The 26,516-nt window shown below is 47.0% G+C and carries 19 protein-coding genes; 13 read left to right on the top strand and 6 right to left on the bottom strand.

The features are described 5' to 3' along the window. Positions 1–21 precede the first annotated feature (21 nt). On the top strand, positions 22–1,083 hold the full coding sequence (locus AC6CIF_RS01850) for a phosphotransferase (protein ID WP_498197567.1): 1,062 nt from the start codon (positions 22–24) through the stop codon (positions 1,081–1,083). Positions 1,084–1,197: 114 nt separating this feature from the next. On the opposite strand, the gene AC6CIF_RS01845 is transcribed toward AC6CIF_RS01850, so the two are convergent. The 3 genes from AC6CIF_RS01845 to AC6CIF_RS01835 all read right to left on the bottom strand — a co-directional run bounded on the left by AC6CIF_RS01845 (position 1,198) and on the right by AC6CIF_RS01835 (position 4,896). Further along, a complete protein-coding gene (locus AC6CIF_RS01845) occupies positions 1,198–1,875 on the bottom strand; it encodes a tetratricopeptide repeat protein (protein WP_026081149.1) in 678 nt (225 codons plus the stop codon). Positions 1,876–1,889: 14 nt separating this feature from the next. Continuing rightward, positions 1,890–3,878: a GTP-binding protein gene (locus tag AC6CIF_RS01840; protein ID WP_498197566.1), complete on the bottom strand. Its 1,989-nt coding sequence runs from the start codon at positions 3,876–3,878 to the stop codon at positions 1,890–1,892. A gap of 142 nt (positions 3,879–4,020) precedes the next feature. After that, positions 4,021–4,896 carry a helix-turn-helix domain-containing protein gene (locus AC6CIF_RS01835; protein WP_498197565.1) on the bottom strand — a complete coding sequence of 292 codons (876 nt, stop codon included), beginning with the start codon at positions 4,894–4,896 and terminating at the stop codon, positions 4,021–4,023. Positions 4,897–5,088: 192 nt separating this feature from the next. Here AC6CIF_RS01835 and AC6CIF_RS01830 point away from each other — a divergent pair, with 192 nt between their 5' ends. Both AC6CIF_RS01830 and AC6CIF_RS01825 read left to right on the top strand, forming a co-directional pair. Further along, positions 5,089–6,606 (top strand): tagaturonate reductase, encoded by a 1,518-nt coding sequence (locus AC6CIF_RS01830; RefSeq protein WP_498197564.1) that lies wholly within the window; start codon positions 5,089–5,091, stop codon positions 6,604–6,606. Further along, positions 6,603–8,117, top strand: coding sequence for a UxaA family hydrolase (locus AC6CIF_RS01825; RefSeq protein ID WP_498197563.1), 1,515 nt, complete (start codon positions 6,603–6,605; stop codon positions 8,115–8,117). The genes AC6CIF_RS01830 and AC6CIF_RS01825 overlap by 4 nt, the downstream gene beginning before the upstream one ends. 101 nt (positions 8,118–8,218) lie before the next feature. On the opposite strand, the gene AC6CIF_RS01820 is transcribed toward AC6CIF_RS01825, so the two are convergent. The 3 genes from AC6CIF_RS01820 to AC6CIF_RS01810 form a co-directional block, all read right to left on the bottom strand. Beyond that, on the bottom strand, positions 8,219–8,905 hold the full coding sequence (locus AC6CIF_RS01820; protein ID WP_498197561.1) for an AlkZ-related protein: 687 nt from the start codon (positions 8,903–8,905) through the stop codon (positions 8,219–8,221). 34 nt (positions 8,906–8,939) lie between these two features. Beyond that, positions 8,940–9,896, bottom strand: a complete 957-nt coding sequence (locus AC6CIF_RS01815) for a helix-turn-helix transcriptional regulator (protein ID WP_498197559.1) — start codon at positions 9,894–9,896, stop codon at positions 8,940–8,942. Between the two features lie 438 nt (positions 9,897–10,334). Beyond that, entirely contained in the window at positions 10,335–12,362 is a 2,028-nt protein-coding gene (locus AC6CIF_RS01810; RefSeq protein WP_498197557.1) for a beta-galactosidase, read from the bottom strand. Positions 12,363–12,490: 128 nt separating this feature from the next. Between AC6CIF_RS01810 and AC6CIF_RS01805 the strand changes: the two genes are divergently transcribed. The 10 genes from AC6CIF_RS01805 (at position 12,491) to AC6CIF_RS01760 (ending at position 26,466) form a co-directional block, all read left to right on the top strand. Next, entirely contained in the window at positions 12,491–13,324 is an 834-nt protein-coding gene (locus AC6CIF_RS01805) for an AraC family ligand binding domain-containing protein (RefSeq protein WP_498197555.1), read from the top strand. Between the two features lie 143 nt (positions 13,325–13,467). Continuing rightward, on the top strand, positions 13,468–14,256 hold the full coding sequence (locus AC6CIF_RS01800) for an alpha/beta hydrolase (protein WP_498197553.1): 789 nt from the start codon (positions 13,468–13,470) through the stop codon (positions 14,254–14,256). Positions 14,257–14,337: 81 nt separating this feature from the next. Then, positions 14,338–15,003, top strand: a complete 666-nt coding sequence (locus AC6CIF_RS01795) for an SGNH/GDSL hydrolase family protein (RefSeq protein ID WP_047842445.1) — start codon at positions 14,338–14,340, stop codon at positions 15,001–15,003. 12 nt (positions 15,004–15,015) lie between these two features. Continuing rightward, positions 15,016–15,897, top strand: a complete 882-nt coding sequence (locus AC6CIF_RS01790) for an SMP-30/gluconolactonase/LRE family protein (protein ID WP_498197551.1) — start codon at positions 15,016–15,018, stop codon at positions 15,895–15,897. Positions 15,898–16,290: 393 nt separating this feature from the next. Further along, positions 16,291–19,371 (top strand): cellulose binding domain-containing protein, encoded by a 3,081-nt coding sequence (locus tag AC6CIF_RS01785; protein ID WP_423804594.1) that lies wholly within the window; start codon positions 16,291–16,293, stop codon positions 19,369–19,371. A gap of 271 nt (positions 19,372–19,642) precedes the next feature. Continuing rightward, entirely contained in the window at positions 19,643–21,190 is a 1,548-nt protein-coding gene (locus AC6CIF_RS01780) for a response regulator transcription factor (RefSeq protein WP_237175992.1), read from the top strand. An 18-nt stretch (positions 21,191–21,208) separates the two neighbouring features. Beyond that, positions 21,209–22,978, top strand: coding sequence for a cache domain-containing sensor histidine kinase (locus AC6CIF_RS01775; RefSeq protein WP_237175991.1), 1,770 nt, complete (start codon positions 21,209–21,211; stop codon positions 22,976–22,978). Between the two features lie 349 nt (positions 22,979–23,327). Continuing rightward, positions 23,328–24,611: an extracellular solute-binding protein gene (locus AC6CIF_RS01770; protein ID WP_372238354.1), complete on the top strand. Its 1,284-nt coding sequence runs from the start codon at positions 23,328–23,330 to the stop codon at positions 24,609–24,611. Between the two features lie 141 nt (positions 24,612–24,752). Continuing rightward, a complete protein-coding gene (locus AC6CIF_RS01765; protein WP_036610887.1) occupies positions 24,753–25,643 on the top strand; it encodes a carbohydrate ABC transporter permease in 891 nt (296 codons plus the stop codon). After that, positions 25,636–26,466: a carbohydrate ABC transporter permease gene (locus AC6CIF_RS01760; RefSeq protein ID WP_036609483.1), complete on the top strand. Its 831-nt coding sequence runs from the start codon at positions 25,636–25,638 to the stop codon at positions 26,464–26,466. The genes AC6CIF_RS01765 and AC6CIF_RS01760 overlap by 8 nt, the downstream gene beginning before the upstream one ends. Positions 26,467–26,516 lie beyond the last annotated feature (50 nt).

Genomic DNA, 26,516 nt, shown 5'->3' with positions numbered 1-26,516 from the left:
AGATAAAGGGGTTAATTTTTGGTGCAAAACATCGATTACGGTTCCCTCCATCCTTCAGAGCAGCAGCGTATATCCGAAGTGTTGGCTTTATATGGTTTCACATCGGATTGGAAAGGCGAGCGTGGAAAGGGTGGGATGAATAATTCTACTTACATGCTCCATGTAGACGGGACTAATTACGTCATGAGACAATATGAAACACATAATGATCCGATGAAAATCACCTTTGAACACGAGGTGCTGGCAGCCCTTCAATGTTCGAACTTTAAGCTTGATACACCTTCACCTGTAAGGCGGTTATCTGGTGAGGGAGGTACATTCCTTCCTGTAAAAGATACCCTCACAGGTCATACCAAAATTGTGACTTTGTTTCATTATAGGGAAGGCGTCAATCCCATCTGGCATATACCAGATCAATTGATAGGGCTCGGTAAAGCGGCGGGGGCCCTGTCTTCTGTTATGGCAACGCTGGATATAACACTTGAACCTGTGTATCCGCCGTACTATCGAATTCAGGATGCATATCCGCTCTGTTCACCAGCACGATTATTACAGCTATGCACATCGCCGCCGGAGCAATTGGTCGCCTGTGCGCATGAGCTGAAGCAACTGAGGGATGCGCTGCCAGATCTGTTTGAAGCCCTGCAGGGAATGGAACAGTTGCCGCATCAATTGGTTCATGGGGACGTAAATGCCTCAAATGTATTGGCAGATCCGCAGGATGGTGAAATCTGTGCCATTTTGGATTTTGAATTTGCGACATGGGATTTGCGGGTAATGGAGCTGGCTGTTCCGATGTCTGACCTCCTTACCATGGACAAGAGTGAAGATTGGATGTGGCAGGCACAGGAGGGACTGATCAGGGGATTTCGGGAACAGGTCAGCCTGGAAACGAAAGAGTTGCTGGCCATACCCCGATTGATTTTGCTGCGCAGCCTGGATGTGGTCATGCATTTCATCAGTCGGATGTTTGAGGGTACAGATGAGCCGGAAGTGGCTGTGGAACAGATTGTGAAGCTTAAACAGCGGATTGACTGGATGCGTCTTCATGAAGAACGACTGCATGAGATATTGGTGTATTAAATATCGTTGTTAAGAATAAAGTGCACTGTTTCTGCTCATACGAGGGCAGAGATCAGTGCACTTTTATTGGTTAGAAAAGTGATATATGAAGATTACAGCGTATAGCCGATGACATTACAATCCACGTTTGCGGAACCAACTGCGGACAGCCCAGCGGCGCTCCTGACGTTTTTTGTATTTGGGTAACGAACGATAAACGTTCAACGATTGTTCGTATGCCTGCTTCGCGTCTGCATTGCGTCCGAGGGAACGGTGAACCGAGCCGAGCAGATAATAAGCTTCACTGGAAGAGGAATGAATCTCCTGAAACTGATGCACATAATCCAGCGCTTTGTCCTCATGCGTATCTTTGAAGGCTCCAGCAAGGGTTAGGTACGGGCGTCCGTACTTGACTCTGGGGTTGATTTCGAGGGCTTGCAAAATATGACGTTCGCCTTTTTCGATGTTACCCAGATGAAGCTCAGTTGTCCCTAATGCCTCCCAGTACTCAGCTGATTGTTCGTATGGGCGCTCCAGTTCAAGCAATAACGCATGTGCCTCACTGTAACGCTTGCGCTCAATTAACAGGCGAGCCAGTTCCAGCTTGGAAGAAACTTCATTGGGACTCATGGCAAGCTGTTGCCGAAGCCGGGAGATGTTACGCATACGTTTAAGAGGTTTCGTGAAGCTTGGGAACACCCCAACGTAACGACGATCCAGGAAATACAGTATAACGAGTAAAATGAGGATGGCAATGAACGGATTACCTACAATCCGCCATAAAAGGCCAAAGATAAGAAATTTAATAAGCACAGGTTCAACTCCATTTATGATGTAATCGCGTTTCGTACACTTAAAATATATTTCGATTGATCCAGCGGGTTAACTCCTCTGCGTTTGCGAGTATGATTCACATCCGCAGGACAATCTTGGTATCCGGCAAACGAAGTCGTAAGCACTCCGCGGCCGCTTGTCTCGGAACGCAGTTTCACCGGATAATCCATTGAGGTGGCAAGAGGCATAACTCCTTCAATAATACAACGTCCACTACCAATGACGGGGGCTTCGAAGGTTGCCCGCATATGTACCAGATCGCTAAGGGCCTTACCGCCGTATTCCTCCGGGACCGTCAGCCGGAACTGAAGAAGGGGTTCCAGCAACGTGGTACCTGTTCTCGACAATCCATCCATGATTCCCATAGGCGTGGCTACAACAAAATCCAGCGGATGTGTATGCCAGACATGATGTTCCCCTTCCACCAGCGTGATGCGCAGATCGGTTACTTCCCAACCGAGCATACCTTGAGACAAGGCTTCCGGAATTCGTCGTTCAACTTCATTCTGATAACGTAACAGCAGATCATCTGTCCTTACGGTTGAGGCATAGATCAGACCGCTTCCGCGAGGCAAAGGTTCAATCTTGAAGCGGAGGATGGCCCAGCAGGGCTTAGGCATCGTATAGGCGATGTAACCTTCTCCGGCTGTACGTGGTGTCTCCTTATAGATGACGGATGGTGGATCAAACACGACATTCAATCCGAAACGACTTAGCAACAGGCTGGATAAAATCTCAAGCTGAATGGTTCCCATGACCTTGAGATGCAGTTCACGTTCCTCCGGCAACCATTGCAGGTCGAGTAAGGGGTCTTCATCCGTCAACTCTTGCAATGCTGCGACAAGATCGGGGTAACGTGCCGGGTCCTTGCCATGTACTTGTACGGTCAGCAAAGGCACAGCCAACTGTGGCAGAGGAGGTACACCTTCAGGATTGCCGATAATGTCACCCACATGTGTGTCACTCAGTCCATACAGCGCAGCAATCTGCCCCGCGTGAACGGCACCGGTATCCGCCCATTTCCGTCCATCCATACGGCGAATCTGCGTCACTTTCTCTTCAAGCTCCCTCGTCGAATTATGGATGGTATCCCGATTGTGTAAGCTGCCACCATACATACGGACGTAAGCCGTGCGTCCCATCGTGCGATCACGTTCAATCTTGAATACAACACCCGATACGGGAGAATCCACTGGTTGTGCAGGTGGGGGCAGGAATGCAAGGACTGCGTCCAGCAATGCCGTGACGCCAATTCCTTTGCCGGAAGCGCCATAACACACAGGGAACATCTCACCCTGATGCACATACCGCAGGAATGCTTCATTCAGATCCCTTTGCGATAACGGAGTTTCCTGGATGTAGGCTTCCATCACCTCTTCGTCCAGCTCGGCAAGGATCTCGACCAGACCTGGAATGGAAGGTGTCCCATCTAACAGAGAATCTTGATTCGGGTTCCATAGGGAGTCGATGCCATGAAATGAATCTTCATGGAGCTGATACGCTTGGATTTCGCATGCGAAAGGGGACAGGGTGGAACGAATCTGCTCCATTACCGCTGGGGCAGACGCGCCAATCCGATCCATTTTATTAATATAAATGATGGTTGGTATGCGGAGTGAACGAAGGGCATGCCAGATGGCTTCACTCTGGGACTGAATGCCTTCAACTGCCGACAGAATGAGAATAGCGCCATCCATTACCCGTAGCGTTCGCTCTACTTCGGAGCTAAAATCAATGTGACCAGGCGTATCAATGAGGTCAATGATGGTGTTCTTCCAGATCAGAGAGGTCATGGCTGCCTGAACGGATATGCCACGTTCTTTCTCAATGTCCAAGGAGTCTGTGGCTGTTGTTCCGTCATCCACGCGTCCCGGACTGCGGACGACACCACTCTCGTATAACATATGCTCGGTGGTGGTTGTTTTCCCTGCATCCACATGGGCGAAGATGCCGATATTCCTGCGATCTAATTCGTATAACATGGAATGCTAAGCTCCTCTGACAACGGAATGCAATGTTTCCGACAAGTAATAATCCAGATTATCATACCACATCTTCCATATGGAAGAATATGTGGATATATATGATTAGGCCCAGGCACCTATGTTCCAGTCTGGTTCTATTTTAACGAGAACTGTTCATGGTTCTGCGGTATGCTGCGGGTGTTGTACCGGTTAATTTTTTGAATTGACGGTAAAAGTGGGGCAGGCTGTCGAACCCGCAAGCATCGGCAACGGCTGCCATCGTCTCATCCCCTTGCAGCAGATGCTCTTTCGCCATAATAACCCTTCGCGCTAATGCATAATCCGTTAGAGTCATACCCGTGTATCGTTTGAAGGCACGACTGAAATGGGCAGGGGATACAGAGGCGTACTGCGCCAGTTCAGGGAGGGAAAGGCCATTCCGAAGGTTATCGTCAATATGAGAGATCGTAGAAGAGAGCCATGAGGGACCCGGAGCGGATTTACCCGGATTCGCAGGTCCTGCAGCTTCCAGACGTTCCAGGAAAATGAGCAACAATTGCAGCCTTAACAGGGCCGCATGTGCGCTTAGATGATGACCGAGCTGGAATTCGGCCTGAATATCATCAATGAGGGCGGCCACCTGTGATTGCTCCTCTGTGTTCAGATGCCTCTTATACACGCGTTGTTTACGACAACGTTCAAACAGGCTTAGCAAGGAAGAAGCAGCACCTCCGGCGGTCGATGCCAGCAATCCCGGGCTGAAGAACAATGCGGAAGATGTGACAGGATTGCCTGCATCCGGCAAGGCTCGATGAACCGTGCTGCCCGGTATAATGAACAGATCTCCTTCCTGCATATTCTCAAGTCCCGTATCAATAAAGATGCTTCCCTGTCCACGATATACATAGATAATTTCATGCCAGTCGTGAAGGTGATCTGGCAACTCGTTCTGAGGGGATTTGGTATCGCTGTACACCAGGCGGAACGGAATACCGGATTCTGCTTGAATAGTCGTACGAACAGGTGAACGTTCCATAAAGACTCCTTTCCAGACGATTGTCTTCAACGAGATGTTATACCTGGTCATGAGAGAGTATATTTACCGCAATATAAGCAATTTAATTTCCTTTTATTGATGATACAATGAATTTAAAGCGTTTACAATAAAAGGGTGCAGAGCCTTTGAACTGCATTCCGACAGTACAAATAATCGATGAGGTGAGTGTCCATGTCGGCAAGCACAAAACGGCCAAGGTTGAAGCTGAATTTACTGGGGAGCGATGGTCAGCGCAAGTGCAAGGAGATTATGGAGCGTCCCGTGAAGGTTTTGCAGATTGGAGAAGGTAATTTCTTGCGGGGATTTGCAGACTGGATGCTTCATGAGAGTGCCAGACAAGGCAAATTCCATGGAAGTGTAGCTGTTACCCAACCACGACCGGGAGGCAAAGCCAAGCTGGAGCAGATTCGTGATCAGGACGGATTATATACGATGATTACGCGTGGGCTGTCTCAAGGAAAGCCGGTTGAGCGGACAGAGTTGATCTCCATTTTCTCACAGTGTATCAATCCGTATGAGGAATGGGATGCCTTTCTGAACTTGGCGGAACTGCCTTCACTTGAGTTCGTTATTTCCAATACAACCGAATCAGGATTGAAATATACGTATGCGGACTATATCGAGGGTGAACCCGTCCAATCATTTCCGGGGAAATTAACGGTTTTCCTGCATCAGCGATATTTGAAATTTGATGGTGATCCATCCAGAGGTTTGATTCATCTGCCATGCGAGCTGCTTGAAGGCAATGGTGATGTGCTGCGCAGTTGTGTCCTCCGTCATAGTGAGGATTATGGGTATTCGGATGGCTTCCGCTCATGGATCGAGAACCATAATCACTTCTTGAACAATCTGGTAGACCGAATTGTCACAGGTGCGCCGACCCAGGAGGAAGCCGATTCCCTGACAAATCGTTGGGGGTATGAGGACCAGTTGATTAATACGGCAGAGCCATATCATTTCTGGGCCATTCAGGGTGATGAATCATTGGACAAAAAACTTCCTCTCAAGCAGGCAGGTCTCAATGTACATTGGGTGAAAGATCTGAAGCCTTTTCAGGTACGCAAGGTTCGTATTTTGAATGGGGCACATACCTTAATGTCATCACTAGGTATTCTGCAAGGCAAGCAGCATGTGAGAGAAACGATGGAAGATCCACATTTTGGCACATGGATCAGGGAAGCTGTGCATCAGGAGATCGTCCCTGCTCTGGATATGCCCGATCATCAGCTGGACCAGTATGCAGAAGAAGTGTTCGAACGGTTCCTTAACCCGTATATTGATCACAAATTGCAAGATATTGCTTTGAATACGATCGGAAAATTCAAGGTGCGTGTGCTGCCAACACTTTTGTCTTACGAGCAAAATCAGGGAAGTTGGCCAGAACGTTTAATTCAAGGGTTTGCTGGATTATTGTGTCTCTATCGTCCGGTAAATACGCCAGAAGGTTACAAGGCACAACGACTGAATGGAGAGGACATTCTGCTGCGGGATGACCCGGATGTCCTGGCTACTTTGGCTGCACACTGGGACGGTTATGACACGCTTAACAGAGATCAGAACCAACTGGATAACCGGGTAGCGGCTGTGTTGTCGGATACCTTGATCTGGGGCGAAAATCTGGATGCAAGAGAAGGGCTGCGTGCAGCACTTGTTCGTGAAATCGGATTGTTGGAAGGTGAAGGGAAATGAACACAACAAGTACAATCAATGACTGGATTGCCATTCAACCACAGGATGATGTCATTATAGCGCTTCGGGATTATGCCAAAGGAGAATGCATTACCCTGCCAGACGGTGTTTCTTTTACCTTGCTGGATGACGTGCCCAAAGGGCATAAGATTGCTGTGCATACCCTGGCACCGGGTGATGATGTGATGAAGTATGGTTTCTCCATCGGGATTGCCCAAGAGCAGATCGAGCAGGGAAGCTGGATTCATAGTCACAACCTGAAGACGGGTCTGCACGGATTACTTGAATATGAGTATCAGCCGGGCGCGCAGGTTCAGACGGACATGCCTCCGGAACATCTGCTCTCTTTTGATGGATATTTGCGCCCCAATGGTGACGCAGGTATTCGTAATGAGATCTGGATTGTGAATACGGTTGGATGTATCAATAAAGTGTGTGAAGCTTTGGCACGTATGGGTCAGTCCCAGTTTGGAAGCCGGGTAGATGGTGTATTTCACTTTCCGCATCCATTCGGGTGTTCACAGCTTGGTGATGATCTGAAGTATACACAACAGTTGCTGGCCTCCTTGGTGGAGCATCCGAATGCAGGAGGCGTGCTCGTCATCGGTCTGGGCTGTGAGAACAATCAGGTCGATGAATTCCGTGAGTGTATTGCTCCGGAATACCGCGGTAAAGTACGGTTTCTCAAAGCACAGGAAACGGATGACGAGCTTGAGGAAGGGCTTCGACTGATGGAAGAACTTGTGGAGATCGCTGAACATGAACAACGGCAGCCGCTTCCGCTCAGTAAACTTAAAATTGGTTTGAAGTGTGGCGGTTCCGATGGTTTATCCGGCATTACAGCCAATCCGCTGGTCGGTGCAGTTGCTGATATGTTGGTTGCTGCCGGGGGTACGGCTATTCTGACGGAAGTTCCGGAGATGTTTGGTGCGGAGACGATCTTAATGAACCGGGCTGCCAATGAGCAGGTATTTCACGATTTGGTGGACCTTGTGAACGGCTTCAAGCAATATTTTGTGAACCATGGCCAGAACATCTATGAGAATCCTTCACCTGGGAATAAGGCTGGTGGCATCACAACGCTAGAGGAAAAGTCACTTGGATGTACGCAAAAGGGAGGACGTTCTTCCGTAGTTGACGTTCTACGTTATGGCAAACGTGTAACTCAAACCGGTCTGAACATTGTAGAAGCACCGGGTAATGACCTGGTATCTGTAACGGCACTGTCTGCGGCGGGTGCACATATTGTGCTCTTCACAACAGGGCGGGGGACTCCATTCGGAGGCCCGGTACCTACAGTCAAGATTGCGACCCAATCCGATCTGGCAAATCGCAAAAAACACTGGATTGACTTCAACGCAGGCCAGCTGTTGGAGGGGCAGACGATGGATGAGGTGAAAGTGCAGCTGTTCAGCCAGCTGATTGATATTGCTTCAGGACGGTCACACACACTCAGTGAGCAACATGGATTCCGGGAGATTGCCATATTCAAGGATGGCGTAATTCTCTAAATCCATTGTCGATGGGGGCTGTTGATCGTCTGGGTTGCATTATAGGGTGAACCACAGCCAATTCCGGTTGAAATTTGCACTACAACCGGGATTGGCTTTATTTAGATTCCACGGATGCCAAGCGCTTTGGAGATTCTTGATAATGCTGCAGGTGAAGCATGTTGTTGTAGTTGCACAATCAATAGTTCACGTGCCTCTTCTATGCTGCCTTCATATGGCTTAATGCCGTGACGTTCCATCCAGTGACCAGCAGTCTCGTATGCGGAGCTGTTCCAGGCGACTTTGCCTTCTGCGAGCCCTTCTTTTTCTTTGGTGCCACTGATCACAATGGCTGCACAGCCCTGAAGGTCCAGAAGTCCACGGTCAAATGTTTTTTTGTCCTCTTTTGCCCCGAAACCGGCTTGTGATCGCAAGGCACGTCCATCGATGCCTTCTTGTTCTGCAACTAATGCATGGAGTTTGAAAGCTTCACGGGAGAGCAGACCCGCTTCATACTGTTCCTTGATGGTTCTGGAGTCGGCAAGCAGTCGGTGTACCCAAGGGAAGTATTCAGATGAGACAAGAAGCGCTTTCTTTTTGACAAATTTTCCATATGCAGCAATGCCCTCTTCAGCTAGGCGTGAACGCCATAACCAAGGATCGAATTCATCATCCTTGTGCCAATGTTCTTTGGGGGTTAGCGATGACAGAGAAGGATAATCGGCAAATAGTGGTGCCAGTGGCAGCAGCCCTATAGACTGGATACGCTGTACTGCTTCTTCGTACGTTATAACGGCTTCATATGTCATGATATCAGTAGGCTCCTTTTTGTGTGTAGTCAAGCTACGACTTGGTTGAAGCAAGGTATCTCCGGCTCACTTCCTCGGCATGCTGACGAATCTCACTGCGAAGTTGGAGAGGTTCAATCACTTCGGCTTCACGTCCTAATCGGTAAAAGAATCGTACGGCCCAGTCCCATTCCCCTGGTGGACAAAGGAATGATAATTCCCAGAGATCCGGGGCAATTTCAATCATCTTTTCACCAATATGCTCGTCCTGTTCAGCTTCAATCATTCCCCGATAACTCAGTTGTGCCTTAACCAGGGTTGGCGGCTGTTCTGGAGGGATCGGCTTACTCTGCAGTTGCTCTGCCTGTTCATTAAGCATCTGTGCATCCTGTGGTTCGATCGCTTTGACTTCGATAATTCGGTCAACCCGGAACAGACGTTGTTCAACATGTTCGAGGGAATATGCTTCACAGTACCAGAAGCCAGAGGAAGCATATACCCGTGTGGGACAGATATGCAACCAACGCTGACGTGATGCGGAGCGATACAGCACACTAAGCCACCCGTGTTCGGGTATACATGCCAGCAGTGCGTCCAGATGAGGAAGAATGTAATTGCGGTCTGGAATATGATGATGCAGTTGTTTGAGCATGGGATCAATTCGCGACATAATATCATCCGGAATGATAGCCTTAACTTTGTTCATCAGGGTCCAGCGTTTCTCATGAAAGGGTGTGTCGGCGTAGCGACTTAGACCTTCAAGAGCGAATAAGAGAGTCGCTGCTTCTACCGGGTCCAGCTGTAATGGGGGTAATACGTAACCCTCCATAAGACTGAAACCGCCTCCCGGACCGGAAATGGCAATAATGGGCACATTCATCTCGGAGAGGGATTGAATATCCCGAAGAATCGTGCGACGGGAAACTTCAAATTTCTCACCTAATGAGTGTGCCGTTTCGTGACCATGCTGTAATGCCATTACAATGGCAGCAAGCCGATTTGTTCTGTTCATGTCAGCCACTCCGTTTCGATCTGCGCCGCCGGAAAGTGATGTCGTAGTTATATTTCTATTGTAACAACGAATAAGTGACATCATGAGTGTCACCAATTTTTCAACTGTTCATTATTTTATAATGGATCAGCATCAGGATTCACAAGCATGTTCCGGCAGGCTTTGTTAAAATGTGTTTCTCGTCCAATTCGCTTTGCATACTGATATTTCCTTCTATCAAAAAGACCACAGATCATGCCAAAAACCCGTATCCGGTGTAGACGGATACGGGAAGTAGCAGCTTTTGGCTTACAGAAGACGATAAAGGTCTGAAATCTATACCAATATCCTCGCTGAAGACAATAACAAGTATAAAAGGAATGAATATGTGACACTTTGTATCACGGGTATTTCTATCACATTATATTATTCCGAATGATTCCAAATAAGCGAAATCGCTTATTTCATTTCGAGCAGTTGCACTCCACGGGCTTCAATCTCAACACTTCCCGAAAGCTCACGATTGGTGAGCAGATCATGTGCCTTAGCTGTTCCCAGATCATAGGATTGTGTGGTTGCGTTATGGTTCATGACAAACAGGTAGGGTTTGCCGTCTTTGGTTCGTGCGCTTACTTCAACACCTTCTGGTGTCTCAAGCAAGGATTCTACGTTCTTGGCTGCTGCAAGCTGTCCCAGCAAACCATCCAGGAAGTGCTCATCCGGGTCGGATGCAACGTACCAGGCTTCACCTTGGCCAAAGGTATTACGTGTCACAACAGGCATGCCTTTATAAAAGTCGTCTCCATACTCCGCGATGACTTCGGCTCCTTCACTGTGCAGCAGGTCACACAGCATGCCGCAGCCATACTCTCCTTGAAGATCACCGTAGGTTTCTTTGAGGACAATGCGGTTCTTTTGCTCAGGCAGCAGGGCATCAATCTCTTCCACCCAGATTCCGAGCAGTTTACGAAGTTCTCCCGGATATCCACCTGTAGTCACGAGATCGTTCTCGTTGACAATGCCGCTGAAGAAGGTTGTCAGGAATGTTCCACCTGCTTCAACATACTTCTCCAGTTTGGCGGCAAACCCTGGTTTAACCATGTAAAGAACAGGGGCAAGGACAATGTCGTATTTGCTCATATCCGTATCCACACTGATGATATCTACCTGTATGTTGCGGCGGAAGAAGGCTGCGTAGTATTTATGGATCTGATCCACATAGTTCAGGGCAACCGTAGGTCCGCTTGATTTTTCGATGGCCCACCAGTTATCCCAGTCGAACACAATCGCTACTTTGGATTCAACAGATGCATCCAGCGTGGTATCTCCAAGGATCTGCAATTCCTTGCCCAGCTCAGCGACTTCGCGGAATACACGTGTATTCTCATGCCCAGCATGCTCAATAACTGCACCGTGATACTTCTCACAGGCACCAATGGAGCGGCGAAGCTGGAAGAACATAATGGTATCGGCCCCGTGCGCAACAGATTGATAACTCCACAGACGCATGACACCTGGACGTTTCAGTGAGTTATATGGCTGCCAGTTCTGCTGACTTGGTGTTTGCTCCATCAGCATGAACGGTTGACCATCCTTCAGTCCGCGCATAAGGTCATGAGCCATTGCCGTGAAGCTGACGGGTGTTGCGAGACCAGGATAACTGTCCCAGGAGACGATATCCAAATATTTTGCCCATTTGAAATAGTCCAATTGCTTGAAGAATCCCATCAGATTGGTAGTAACAACGGAGTCTGGAATATGTTTTTTGATCGCATTGTATTCCAATAGATAACAATCCAGCATGCTGTCGGAGTTGAAGCGAGAGTAGTCCAGCGAGATTCCCTGGAACGTTGAATTATTGTTACCCCAATGTTCGCTCAGGTTGCTTGGTAATACAATCTCGTCCCAATCGTAGAAGGTATGCCCCCAGAAATTCGTATTCCATGCTTTGTTGACCTGTTCCATAGTCTGATAGCGTTCTTTCAGATACACGCGGAAAGCTTTTTCACAGTTGTCACAGTAGCACTCACCGCCATATTCGTTGGAGATGTGCCATACGAGAACCGCGGGGTGATCCTTGTATCGTTCGGCCAGTTTATCCGCAATCTTCTCAGCGTATTTGCGATAGGTCGGGCTGTTGGGACAGGAATTATGGCGCCCACCGAATTTGCGTTTGCGTCCATCGGCATCTACACGAAGCACGTCTGGATATTTCTTTGCCATCCAGGCCGGATGGGCAGCAGTGCTTGTTGCAAGGCATATATAGACACCGTTTTCATGTAAGCGATTAATCAGTTGGTCGAGTTCTTCAAAACGGTATGTAACTTCATCAGGCTGAATCAGTGCCCATGAAAATACGTTGATTGTGGCAATATCAATGCCTGCCAATTGGAACATGCGCAGGTCTTCAAGGTGGGTTTCGTGATCCCACTGTTCCGGGTTGTAATCGCCCCCGTAGAACATTTTGGGCAGTTTGTTACTAATCAATGTGTTCACCTCTTGTATAAGAATAATCCTATACTATATGATACATATGACTTTTAAAATATAATAAAAGTAATGACTCATATAAGAATACGGAAGTTTATTTCAGCTTATACCCAAGGAGGCATCCCATGTTTATCTCCCCCCGACATCAACGATATTTCATGACATCACGTGATCAGCCGTTACCCCTTTATATTGAGAGCCTAGGTTATAACGGCAATCAGGAGAAGGTGTCCAGATCTGTGGGGTATCCCTGTTACCATTGGCTTCAGACAGTAAAGGGAGCCGGAGAATTCAAGTTTGCCGGGTCCACGGTCATACTGGGGGAAGCTTCCGGTATTTTGCTGCCACCGAATGAACCGCATGAATATGTGCGCGCCCAAGGAGAGTGGGAGACATTCTATATTACATTTGGCGGTTCCCAGTGTCCGACAATCTTGGAGTCACTTAGTCTGGGTGAAGCGGCGTTCCATCAGTGGGAGCAGAGCAGCCCGTTCAATGATTACGGCCAGGAAGTGCTGGATTCGATCAGAAGTGATCAGGATTTGTCGGGACTCGAGGCGTCAGCGGATATATACCGATTTCTGATTTTGCTCAAAAAACATGGCATGACCGGCAATCGTTCTTCCATCTCACATGCCGTGGAGAGACTCGCTCCGCTCATTGCATTCATGGAACAGCATTATGCGAATCCCGAGATTGGTCTCGAACATATGGCTGACGTCACGGGGATCTCATCCAGACATCTGAACACCTTGTTCAAGCAGTCCTTTGGCATGACAGCCTATAGTTATTTCATTTTGCTACGCATTCGCAAAGCCAAGGAAATCATGACCGCAGACGACAGACCCACGATTAGGGAAACGGCAGTTAGGGTAGGGTTTCGGGATGCAAGCCATTTTGTAGCAACCTTTCGCAGGATTGAGGGGGTGACTCCTGAACAGTTCCGTAATTTGTACTAACATGTACCCAAATGATCAAAAAGTGATGTCAGGAAGGTATTGATGCGTTAGGGTCATTACCGTTATGATGGTATCGATTCCTGAGATTCGAAAACGTTTAAACGGACCCATGTATCCGTTCTACTTGGAGAGGATGATTGAAGATGACAACAACGATACCCTTATGGGATCATGCTGCACCTTATGCAGCCCAGGGCCATGAAGACGAAATGCCACATTTGATTCCATTTATTCAGCCCGGTTCCGAGAGCGCTGTCATTGTATGTCCAGGTGGCGGCTATGGATTTTTGGCTGATCATGAAGGTGCTCCAATAGCCGAATTGTTGAACCGTGCAGGTATAAGTGCATTTGTCCTGAAATATCGGGTGGCGCCTCACCAGCATCCTGCACCTATAACAGATGGTCAGCGTGCCATACGTTATGTTCGTGCGCATGCTGAGCAGTATGGCATCAACCCTGCCAAGATTGCAGTGCTTGGTTTCTCCGCAGGCGGACATCTCACAGCAACACTGGGAACGCTGTATGACGAGGGACAACCGGATCATGAGGACCTCATTGAACGCCAAAGTTCACGCCCGGACCGAGTTATTCTCTGTTATCCGGTCATTACGATGGAGTTCTATGGACATGCCGGTTCCCGTGAGAATTTGCTTGGGTCGGACGCCTCTGCCGAGCAGATCAAGGCTTTCAGTGCGGAGCAGCAGGTAAGAGCGGATGCTCCTGAAGCGTTCATCTGGCATACCAGCGATGACCAGGCAGTGCCTGTAGAGAATAGCTTGCGTTACGCACTTGCATTGGGTGCGCATGGCATTCCCTATGACTTGCACGTTTTTGAGAAAGGCTCACATGGACTTGGATTGGCTGAGGACAACCACGCGGTTCGGGTATGGTCAGATCTGTGTCTCACATGGCTCAAGAATCAAGGTTGGTAATCACTGATTGGATAACAACTTAACGGTCTGATTAATCAATTATTCTTATATTAGCGCCTTGGAGCGAAGGAGAAAATAACGATGAAATTGCAAAAAAATGACAAGCTTCTGTTTATCGGTGATTCGATTACAGATTGTGGTCGGGAACATCCAGTAGGCGAAGGTAGCTCCGGTCTGGGACATGGTTACGTAGCGCAAGTCTATGCCCTCTTGCGGTCCATCTATCCGGAATTGATGTTGCGTGTCCAAAATGTGGGTAATGGTGGAAATACGATTCGTGATCTGAAACAGCGCTGGGATCGTGATGTGCTGGACCTTAAACCGGACTGGCTGACGATCATGATTGGCATTAATGATGTATGGCGTCAGTTCGACAACCCATTGTCAACAGACTCACATGTGTTTCTTGAAGAATACGAATCCACATTGCGTGAACTGGTGGCTTCGGTTCGTCCGAACCTGAAAGGTCTGGTACTAATGACACCTTATTATCTTGAGGCTAATCCGGAAGACCCGATGCGGGCAACGATGGATATCTACGGAGAAGCGGTACGCAGGGTAGCGAGTGAGTATGATGCGGTGTATGTGGATACACAGGCTGCATTTGCTCCATTTTGGGATCATTTCTATACGTCTGTGCTGACTTATGACCGGGTACATCCGGATGCAACGGGCCATATGGTACTGTCCAAAGCATTCTTGGATGCCATCGGATTCGAATGGTCAGGCGGCGTCAAATCTGAATAAGGACGTGATGGCATGAGCGACGTAACTGTAGCAGTACAAACCCCGGCATTACTGGGGGAAGGTCCAAGCTGGGATGCGGAGAACAATCGATTGTTGTGGGTAGATATTGAAAGCTTCAAGGTGCATGTGTATGATCCAGATACAGGGCAGGATCAGGCTTATGATGTCGGTGAACATGTCGGGGCTGTTGTTCCCTATCGTGGTGACGAAGTTGTGGTTGCTTTACGCAGTGGATTCCATACGTATCACTTGCTTACGGGTGAGCTGCAGGCTATTGAAGACCCTGAACAAGATAAGGATACCAATCGTTTTAATGATGGAAAATGTGATGCGAAGGGCCGCTTCTGGGCAGGCACGATGAGCATGAATAATGAGAGCAAAGCCGGATCATTGTATTGTTTGGAGCAAGGGCAACCCGTTCGCACAATGGTACAAGGTGTGTCTACATCCAACGGTCTGGGCTGGAGTCCGGATCGGCAGACCATGTATTACATTGATACCCCGACACGTTCTATTGACCGGTTTGATTTTGATCTGACGGCAGGTACGATACAAAATCGGACAAGTATCATTCACATACCGGAGGAATTCGGTTTTCCGGATGGGATGACGGTTGATGGTGAGGGCATGCTGTGGGTTGCGCACTGGGGCGGAGGAAGAGTCACTCGTTGGAACCCGCATACATCAGAACTGTTGCAACAGATCGAGGTGCCGGCAGATCAGGTAACATCCTGCTGTTTTGGTGGACCGGATCTCGAAGAGTTATACGTTACAACAGCACGTATAGGGATTAAGGAAGAACGTCTGAAAGAGACACCGGATGCGGGCTCGCTTTTTGTCATCAGACCGGGCGTTAAAGGGCAGGAGACTCACGCTTATGGTAGCCAGCAATAATTATGTAGTGAACCTTAGTGAACCTCTGCCTGGTTTGCCAGGAAAGAAACGATTCCATTTTTTACTCTTATATAAAATGTCGAAAGGTGCTGTTCTAACAGCATCTTTTTTTTGTTGTATAAACAATTTTAAACACTGAAAATATTTTACAAAAATCGGAATTTCGACAGAGGGGTTTGGAGATTGCCAGCGAATGTTATTTATTGAAAGTATTATCCAGATAACCGCGAATCAAGAACAATTATGTAAGCGCTTAACACTATGGCTGGAAGGGGGTGAGGCTTCTTGTATCAAGGGATGCATTGATTCGTCTGGCACGCCATCATCAGCACGATGAGACAGCGGGGATAGACCGAAATGCAGTAACGAAGTAGAAGAGGAGGATAAGTTGATATGAGAACGTTTATGGGGAAATTACGAATGATGAGCCTGACGGTTGCTGTAGTAACCGCTTCGCTGGGAGGACTTGCTGGAACGACAGCGGCGGCACCAAGTGAAGCCTATGAGTGGAAAAATGTGGTGACGGGTGCAGGAGGCGGGTTTGTACCGGGCATTATTTTCAACGAGTCGGAAAAGGATCTGATCTACGCCCGTACGGATATCGGGGGTGCCTATCGCTGGAATGCGGCTGACGAGAGGTGGATACCCTTAACGGATTTTGTCGGCTGGGATGACTGGAACAAGAATGGTGTGGACGCACTGGCTACGGACCCGGTGGATCCCGATCGGGTGTATATGGCAGTTGGGACGTATACGAATTCGTGGGACCAAAATAATGGCTCCATCTTGCGCTCTACGGACCGGGGAGATACATGGCAGACCACAACACTTCCGTTCAAAGTGGGCGGCAACATGCCGGGACGTTCAATGGGAGAACGCCTGACCGTGGACCCAAATGATAACAGTATTCTGTATTTCGGTGCACGAAGTGGTCATGGGTTATGGAAAAGTACCGATTACGGTGTGACCTGGAACGAAGTCACAAGCTTCCCGAATCCGGGAAATTATGTGCAAGATCCTTCGAATGAATATACCAGTGACATCGTAGGTCTGGCATGGATTACATTTGACAAAACAACAGGTTCGGCAGGGCAAGCAACCCAGACAATCTATGTGGGTGTTGCGGATAAAGATCAAAGCGTATATCGCAGCACAAATGGCGGCCTGACCTGGTCAGCTGTTGCTGGTCAACCTACAGGTTATATTCCGCATCATGGTGTGTTTGATTCAGACGGAAGCCTCTATATTACGTATAGCGATGGTGTTGGACCCTATGATGGGACAAAAGGTGACGTGTGGAAACTGAATACGTCTACAGGTGTCTGGACCAACATCAGCCCTGTTCCAAGCAGCAGCACGGATAATTATTTTGGATATGGCGGATTGGCTGTTGATGCACAGAATCCCGGTACATTGATGGTTGCGACATTAAATTCCTGGTGGCCGGATGCCACCTTGTTCCGCAGTACAGATGGCGGAGCGACGTGGACACGCATATGGGAATTTGAAGGATATCCGAATCGGAAGTTACGTTATACACAGGATATTTCGGCAGCGCCATGGCTCACATTTGGCACCAATCCTGCCCCACCCGAAACAACCCCAAAACTGGGCTGGATGATCGGTGATCTGGAGATTGATCCGTTTGATTCGGATCGCATGATGTATGGAACGGGTGCTACGATCTATGGAACGAAGAACCTGACAGACTGGGATGATGATGAAAAAATCAATATTTCAGTGATGGCGAAGGGGGTTGAGGAGATTGCCGTGCTGGATCTGGTCAGCCCGCCAAGTGGTGCACATTTGATAAGCGGATTGGGAGATGTCTCCGGATTCCGTCATAACAATCTGGACCAGGCTCCAGCTACCATATTTACGAGCCCGAACTATCCTTCCACAGAAAGTCTGGATTTTGCAGAGTTAAGTCCAAATACGATGGTTCGCGTAGGTAAAGCAGATTATGCTGCTGATCCCAATGCAAAATCCATTGGTTTGTCCAGTGACGGAGGCACTATGTGGTATAAGGCCAATGCAGAACCTGCCGGCACAACCGGAGGGGGGACCGTAGCCATCTCTGCGAATGGTAACCGACTCGTATGGAGCACGTCAGATAAAGGCGTACATTATTCGACTGGCGGCAATTCCTGGACGGCAAGTACGGGCATACCTGCACAGGCAAAAGTGATTTCGGATCGTGTCAATCCAAACAAATTTTATGGATTTGCAGCGGGTAAAATCTATGTGAGTGTGAATGGTGGTGCTACTTTCACGGCATCATCTGCGACTGGACTTCCGATGGAAGGAAATGCCGATCTGGATGCCGTTCCAGGTGTTGAAGGCGAACTCTGGTTTGCAGGTGGTAGTGAGGAAAAAGGTCCTTACGGATTATGGCATTCCACGGATTCAGGCGCGACATTCACGAAGCTTGCCAATGTAGAGGAAGCAGACAGTATCGGATTTGGTAAAGCGGCCCCTGGGCAAAACGTTGTTGCGTTATACACGGTTGCACAGATCGATGGAACACGTGGATTCTTCCGCTCCGATGACGGTGGTGCCAATTGGGTTCGTATCAATGATGATCAGCATCAGTATGCTCGTGTAACCACAATTACGGGTGATCCGCGTTTGTATGGAAGAGTATATCTCGGAACCAATGGCCGCGGAATTTTGTATGCTGACCGTGTTGGAGGTAACAATGGCGGAGGAGACGGCGGGGGTACTCCAGTGACCAACTCTGCGATTACACCGGTTACAGCCGAGTTTGATCGCAAAGCAGGCAATCAGGTTAATATTCCAGTCACGTTAACACTTAACGGCAATACACTTGCATCCATTCGCAACGGGAATGCAACGCTGGTTTCAGGTACAGATTACACGTTGACAGGCAATGAGGTCGTATTAAGTAAAAACTACCTGGCTTCACTGCCAAATGGTGCAGCAACGCTAACCTTTCAATTCAGCGCAGGTGCTCCTGCGACCTTGAATCTGCTCATTAAAGACACGACAGCTGCACCTGTTGGAACCATACGCATTGAGATGTTTAACAGCGACACTTCAGCGACGGGCAGCTCAATTAGTCCCAAATTCAAACTGACAAATACGGGTACTACAGCCTTGAATCTGTCTGATGTGAAAATCAGATATTATTACACGATAAACGGTGAACAGCCTCAGAACTTTTTCGCTGACTGGGCGACGGCTGGCAGTGCGAATGTAACAGGCACGTTCAGTGCACTCAATCCGGTACGGACAGGTGCTGATCACGTGCTTGAGATTGGATTCACAGCTTCGGCTGGAACACTGAATGCGGGACAAAGCACGGAAATCCATACGCGCATCTCCAAGAACAATTGGACCAACTATACGCAAACGGATGATTATTCTTTTGCAGGTAGTCAGACTTCCTATACGGATTGGACCAAAGTCACCGGTTATATCGCGGGAAGTCTCCAATGGGGAATTGAACCATAAGTGAGTGATTTAACGAAATAAAGGATTGAAATAGGGGTCCTGATTCGCCAGATGATCAAATGGCGAGTCGGGGCTTCTTATTTTGTCGAAATATAGTGTAAACTATAGATAGTTACCATTGCTTAAAGGATCGTTTTAGGATATAAAAAGATGTACAATTAATTTAAAATTAATGTAACCGCTAACACTGGAAAGTGTTTATAACCGATATATAATAGTTGGTATAGCCTGTACAGATATAGAGGAAAGATTAGACAAGGGGGTCGCGATCATGAACCGGTTATGCAAGGTGCTGATTGTTGACGATGAGTTTCTGGTAAGACAGGGCATAAAGCACCATATGAACTGGGAAGCGGAAGGATTTCTCATTGTGGGTGAAGCTTCCAACGGTGAAGAAGGATTACAGCAGGTGAACCTGTTAAAACCGGATATTGTGATCACCGATATTGTCATGCCTGTCATGGATGGCGAAACGTTTGTCCGTACACTAAAAGCCAGTAATCCGCAGATTGAAGTTATTGTACTTAGCAGCTTCAGTGAATTCGAGTATGTACGTTCAACGCTTCAGCACGGGGCAGCCGATTATATACTGAAACCCAAGCTGGATACAAATGAATTATTGCAAGTCCTTCAACGCACAGCGGGTAAAATTCCGGAGCTACAGTTCGAGCCGTCGCATGATGGCTGGAGACTTGGGCAACTGATGGAGAAGATGCTGTCCGGATTTACATTGGATGAAGATAGTGAAATGCCGATCATTCGAGATACCTTTCCGTATGAATCCTTTCGCTTGCTTGTGTATAAACCCGTGGGTGCTGGAGGGAATCCACTGAAGATGGATCAGGAGCAGATTGAGTCCAAGCTCCGCAGTGATCTGCCTGAAGTAGAATGTGCAATGGTTCCCGCAGAGGGTACATTACCTGTGATGCTTCTTAATGTCGATCCTGCGAGAGATGAATGGATGCTTGAACGGATCAGACAGTTGGCCAGTGAAAATGCAGCAGGAGAAGGCAGTCCTGGTTGGGTGCTTAGTGAAAGCTTTACTTCATTTGAACAGATGGGTGTTGTTTACCGGGAACGCCTGATTAAGCTGATTGAATATCGTTTCTATTATAAGGATCGACCAATCCTGGTCTATGGTGAACTGCCTCCAATGCATCCCGCAGGTTACCAGTTTAATGTGAATATGTTTTTGCAGCATGTGAAGCGTAACCGGGTCGAAGCGGCAAGGGAGTATTTACAGGATCATGCAAAAACACTTGGACGGGATTATATTGCCGATGTGTTTGAGATCAAATCATTTCTCGGTAACTTGATCTTTAACGTGACCATTACCCTCGCGGATATGGATGTCCAGTCTGCCGGGCTGGAAGAGAGCAAATATACGTATTTTAAAAATGTGGACGGGGCTTCAAGCCTGGACGAAGTCATGACTGTGCTTGACCAATTCATGACGGAAGTTCAGGAGTGCACCGTTGGTGCGGGTGGAAAACGAAGTGATCCCAACATGAAGATGCTGCTGGATTACATGCATGAGCACTTTGATCAGCCGCTCGGGCTTGCTGAAGTAGCCAAACACTTTCATTTTAATCCATCGTATTTATCCAGTTATTTCTCATCTCACAAAAAAGAAGGATTTAATGAATACTTAAATAAAATTCGGATTGAAAAAGCCGAGGAACTGCTACGATCCGATGATGTAACGATCTCTGAGATTAGCAGTATGGTAGGTTATTCCGATCATAGTTACTTTTGCAAAGTATTCAAAAAATTCACCGGATTATCACCAAGCCGATACCGGCGCAAATTCTGGGCATAAAGTCAGAAGGATAAGATCATGAAGAAATGGATGAACCAATTATCTCGTCTCGGATTATTTCCCAAGTTGTTTCTGGTTATGGTGGTCAGTATTGTCCTCGTTTCTGTACTCATCTTATGGACGACCATTCACATGTCAACCAATCTGTTTACTGAGACGTTCAGTATCACAAACTCCAAGGTGCTTAATCAGATCAAAACAAATTTTGAATCTTTTAATGAGGCCATTGCTGCCGTATCCAATAATGTGACGCAGAGTGGAGCGATTCGAGGATTCCTGTCCGAAGGAGATGCCGATTCCCTCACGATGGCCAAATCCTTCTATAATATGCGGGAAACGATGGACCGCGTTCAATCGATAACGGAATCGTATGAAGTAGGGATAACGATTATCGGGATCAATGGGCGGAGTTATTCCACCAATCGTGCTCACCTTGAGAAGTCAGTGGATGAATTGAAAGAGGAACCGATTACGGTGGAAGCCGCTGAGACACCGAGTCGTCTTATCTTTGATGATTACCAAAACGATGCAACGGTCGGAAGTCAGCAGATGATCTCTGCGACGAAAGCGTTGACGGACCGAACACGCAGCCGGATATACGGTACGCTCTATGTCACGATGAGAGAAGACATATTCCGGCAATTTTACAGCAGCTTTACAAGTCGTGGCAATGATGTGGTCATTATGAATGAAAAAGGTGAGATTGTATCATCGAATCGTGAAGACTGGATCGGAACAACTCAGCTGGATTTGCTGTCCTATGCCCGAGAAATGAACAAAACGTCTCCGAGGAGCATCAATGCTCGTGTGATGGAACAGGATAGCGTTGTTCTATCGGAGTATTTACCATTCTATCGGTTTTACATTGTCAATGTCGTCGATAAGGATCTGGCGATGGGTCAACTCATCGACATGAAGACGGTTGCCCTAATCTGTGCAGCAATTGTTGTAGGGGCTCTTATTCTCGTATTTCTCATCACCAGCCAGATTACCAAGTCACTGCGCAGACTTGTGAAGCAGATGTCCAATATTACGAAAAGTGATCTGGACAACTACATTCCAGTGAGTGGAAGCTACGAGAGCAGGCAGCTGGGTCATGCTTACAATTACATGCTTGATGAGTTGCATGATTATGTGGATCAGTTAGTGCAGACCCAGCATGAACAACGTAACGCAGAACTTGCAGCTTTACAGAGTCAGATTAATCCGCACTTCTTGTACAACACACTTGCTTCTGTCAAAGTTCTGGTGCAACAAGGTAACAAGGACAGGGCAGCGGAGACCATTAATGCGCTGATCGGATTGCTACAGAATACAATTAGTGATGTGAGTCAGACGGTTACAGTGGAACAAGAAGTCGAGAATTTGAAAAATTATGTCTTCATTAATCACGTCAGATATGGAGGCCGGATTAAAGCAGCTTTCTACGTCGCTCCGGATTGTACACATTACCATGTACCGAAGCTGGTCATACAGCCGTTTATCGAGAACGCATTTTTCCATGGATTCATCAAGAAAGAAACGGGTACGATTCATGTCATGGTTTCCAGAGCGGGAGAATCACTCATCTGTGAGATTATGGACAATGGGGATGGAATTGAAGGACTTGTCATGGGAGAAACGCTACCCAATCCAAAGAACAATCGTCAACTATTCAGTGGTATCGGTATTCGCAACGTGCATGACCGTATTGAGTTATTATATGGTTCACCTTATGGTGTCACCATTATGAGTACGGTTGGGGAAGGAACGAGAGTCACCGTTACACTGCCTTTAATCACGAGTTGAATCGAAACCCGATTCCATTAAATACACTTAAAATCGAGATCCCTCACTTCTGTTTTCTACAGAGGCGGGGGATTTTCGCGTGTCAGAGGTAAAGCAAAATACATATTTGTACTATTTCAAGATCAAGAAATTACAAAATCAAAAGAAATTACAAAAAGCCAAATTTAATGCAAACGGTTTCTGTAAAGGTTTTCATTGTGGCAATAAGATGACAAATCCGTACAAAATTATTACTAACGAATGAAGATATGGGAATGATAAGATGAATACATCGAAAGCAACCGCTTTCAGAAAACGCAAACAAATTACACACAAAGAGGTCGAAGGGGAGTTGAATGTTTTGAAAAAAATGTGGGTATTGATGCTCGTTACAGTACTGCTGTTGTCCGCATGTTCATCCGGTGGCGGAGGTAATTCCGCTAGTGGTGGTGACGAAAAAACAAATGAAATTACGGTTTGGGCTTGGGACAAAGCTTTTAACGTAGCTGCAATGGAAACAGCAAAAGAAGCATATCAAAAAGCAAATCCTGATGTGAAAATCAACATCATTGAATACGCTCAAGCTGATATCATCCAGAAACTGAACACAGGTCTTAACTCCGGAACTGCCAGCGGTCTTCCAAACGTAGTTCTGATTGAAGACTATCGTTCACAAAGCTTCCTGAATGCATATCCTGATGCGTTCAAAGATCTGTCTTCCAACATCACGGCTTCCGACTTTGCAGATTACAAACTCGGACCAACAGCTTTTGATGGCAAACAATATGGAGTACCATTTGACTCCGGCGTTGCTGGTTTGTACTACAGAACAGATCTGCTGGAGCAAGCTGGCTACAAAGCAGCTGACCTGCAAGACATCACTTGGGATGACTACATCCAAATTGGTAAAGACGTAAAAGCTAAAACAGGTAAAGAGCTTCTTTCTCTTGACCCGAATGACCTTGGTTTGATTCGTATGATGATCCAAACTGCAGGTAAATGGTATTCCGCAGAAGATGGTAAAACACCTGACATTGCTACTAACGCTGCACTGAAAGAAGCTTTCATCACATACAAAGCGATGATGGATGCCAACATTGTTAAATTGCACTCTGACTGGAGTCAATTCGTTGCCAATGCCAATAACGGTAGCGTAGCAACAATTCCTACAGGTAACTGGTTCTCACCATCTGTACGTCAAGAAGCTTCCCAATCCGGTAAATGGGCTGTAGCTCCAATGCCGAAAATGGCTGGTCAACCAAACTCTGTTCACGCATCCAACCTGGGTGGTAGCTCTTGGTATGTTATGAACAACGTTCCTGGTGCAGATCAAGCAGCTGATTTTGTAGCAAAAACATTTGGTTCTGACAAACAATTGTATCAAGATCTGTTGAACAACATCGGCGCAATTGGTACGTACAAACCAGCAGTTGATGGCGATGCTTATGCCAAAGAAGACGAGTACTTCGGCGGACAAAAAATCTTCACAGACTTTGCGAATTGGACGAAAGAAATTCCAAGCGTAAACTATGGTATCAACACTTATGCCATTGAAGATATTCTGGTTGTAGAAATGCAAGCATTCCTGAACGGTAAATCAATCGATGACGTTCTGGCTGATGCACAAAAACAAGCTGAAGCACAATTAAACTAAGATACCCAAGGTAACTTATAGAACCCTAGGAAACATCGGAGCCGTCTCCCACGTCCGGCGCAAGTCGAACCGGATATGGCGAGAGGCTCCGTGGGTTCTACCCATGTTCCATGGAGAGAGAGGAGCCATACTGTGAAAGCCATGAATACAGGAGACAGTCTCCAAAAGAAAAATAATTTGACTGGATGGGCTTTTGTTTTGCTGGCTGTTGTCGGGATTGTTGCATTTTACTTCTACCCGATGATTCAAGCGCTGCTCTTATCGTTCAAGTCTGGTGTAGGAGCCAATCTTGAATTTTCGGGCCTTTCTAACTACAAAAGATTGTTAGTTGATACAACATTCCGTACAGCATTATCGAATACATTTATCTACTTGATTATTCAAGTGCCTGTAATGATTATTCTTGGTTTGTTTATTTCCGTATTGCTGAATGACAGCACACTACGTTTCCGGAGCTTCTTCCGTACAGCGATTTTCTTGCCTTGTGTAACTTCATTGGTAGCGTACTCTGTTGTATTCAAATATTTGTTCGCACCAGATGGAATGGTGAATCAATTCCTGATGGGCTTGCACATTATTGGCGATCCAATTCAATGGATCACAGACCCGTTCTGGGCTAAAATTACGATCATAATCGCCGTTACTTGGCGTTGGACCGGATATAACATGATTTTCTATCTGTCATCCCTGCAAAACATCGATCAATCGATCTATGAAGCTGCAAGAATTGACGGAGCGAATGCTTTTACACAATTCTTCAAAATCACAGTACCTTTGCTTAAACCGATTATCCTCTTCACGTCCATCACATCAACGATTGGTACATTGCAAATCTTCGATGAGATCATGAATATTACCAAAGGTGGTCCAGGTAATGCGACCATGTCGATTTCACAATACATCTACAACCTTTCGTTCAAATATTCACCGGACTTCGGTTATGCAGCAACAGTGTCGTACTCCATCGTAATCTTGATTATTGTATTGTCCATCATCCAGTTTAAAGTGGCAGGTGATAATAAAAATGGCTAAAGCTAAAGCAAAACGGATTTTCACGTATGTGTTCCTATCCATCGTCGCCTTTGTATCCATTTTCCCTTTTTTCTGGATGCTGGTCAGTTCAACGAATGCATCTGTCGATGTAACCAAAGGCAGATTGTTACCGGGTTCAGCTTTCATTGATAACTTCAACAAACTGATTGATTCGACGAATCTGGTACAGGCTCTCGGAAACTCGGCGATTATCTCTGTGGTCTCCACTCTCTTGGCACTGTTTATTGGTTCCATGGCAGGTTATGGCTTCGAGGTATATCGCACGAAGTCTCGTGACATTGTGTTTAATATCCTGTTGTTATCCATGATGATCCCGTTTGCGGCGATTATGGTACCACTGTATCGTATGTTTGCAACAATCTCGGGAGTTGCACCGGTTATCGGTATTAACACCATGGCAGCAGTGATCTTGCCAACCATTGCAACAGCGTTCCTGATCTTTTTCTTCCGTCAGAACACTAAAATGTTCCCGAAAGACTTGCTGGAAGCTGGACGTATTGATGGTTTGAGTGAACTCGGGATCTTCCTGAAAATCTATATGCCAACCATGAAAACAACATATGCAGCGGCAGCAATCATTACATTCATGAGTAGCTGGAACAACTATCTGTGGCCACTCATTGTATTGCAAACACCTGACCAACAAACGATTCCACTGCTGATCTCAAATCTGGGTGCTGGTTATTCTCCGGATTACGGAGTTATCATGACAGCAATCGTGATTGCAACACTGCCTACAGCAATCGTTTTCTTCATCATGCAGAAACATTTTGTTGCAGGTATGGTAGGTTCCGTGAAGTAATGAAAACAGCATAATCCGTGCAAATGACGGGTGCAGGAAAGAAGAGAGGG

This window comes from Paenibacillus sp. GQ49 (assembly GCF_059759055.1).
This window is presented reverse-complemented; position numbering and strand designations above follow the sequence as displayed.

Coding starts and splice junctions, on each gene's coding strand:
- AC6CIF_RS01840 (WP_498197566.1), bottom strand. CDS start 3,878: ATGTTATACGAATTAGATCGCAGGAATATCGGCATCTTCGCCCATGTG.
- AC6CIF_RS01835 (WP_498197565.1), bottom strand. CDS start 4,896: ATGGAACGTTCACCTGTTCGTACGACTATTCAAGCAGAATCCGGTATT.
- AC6CIF_RS01830 (WP_498197564.1), top strand. CDS start 5,089: ATGTCGGCAAGCACAAAACGGCCAAGGTTGAAGCTGAATTTACTGGGG.
- AC6CIF_RS01825 (WP_498197563.1), top strand. CDS start 6,603: ATGAACACAACAAGTACAATCAATGACTGGATTGCCATTCAACCACAG.
- AC6CIF_RS01820 (WP_498197561.1), bottom strand. CDS start 8,905: ATGACATATGAAGCCGTTATAACGTACGAAGAAGCAGTACAGCGTATC.
- AC6CIF_RS01815 (WP_498197559.1), bottom strand. CDS start 9,896: ATGAACAGAACAAATCGGCTTGCTGCCATTGTAATGGCATTACAGCAT.
- AC6CIF_RS01805 (WP_498197555.1), top strand. CDS start 12,491: ATGTTTATCTCCCCCCGACATCAACGATATTTCATGACATCACGTGAT.
- AC6CIF_RS01800 (WP_498197553.1), top strand. CDS start 13,468: ATGACAACAACGATACCCTTATGGGATCATGCTGCACCTTATGCAGCC.
- AC6CIF_RS01795 (WP_047842445.1), top strand. CDS start 14,338: ATGAAATTGCAAAAAAATGACAAGCTTCTGTTTATCGGTGATTCGATT.
- AC6CIF_RS01790 (WP_498197551.1), top strand. CDS start 15,016: ATGAGCGACGTAACTGTAGCAGTACAAACCCCGGCATTACTGGGGGAA.
- AC6CIF_RS01785 (WP_423804594.1), top strand. CDS start 16,291: ATGAGAACGTTTATGGGGAAATTACGAATGATGAGCCTGACGGTTGCT.
- AC6CIF_RS01780 (WP_237175992.1), top strand. CDS start 19,643: ATGAACCGGTTATGCAAGGTGCTGATTGTTGACGATGAGTTTCTGGTA.
- AC6CIF_RS01775 (WP_237175991.1), top strand. CDS start 21,209: ATGAAGAAATGGATGAACCAATTATCTCGTCTCGGATTATTTCCCAAG.
- AC6CIF_RS01770 (WP_372238354.1), top strand. CDS start 23,328: ATGTGGGTATTGATGCTCGTTACAGTACTGCTGTTGTCCGCATGTTCA.
- AC6CIF_RS01765 (WP_036610887.1), top strand. CDS start 24,753: ATGAATACAGGAGACAGTCTCCAAAAGAAAAATAATTTGACTGGATGG.
- AC6CIF_RS01760 (WP_036609483.1), top strand. CDS start 25,636: ATGGCTAAAGCTAAAGCAAAACGGATTTTCACGTATGTGTTCCTATCC.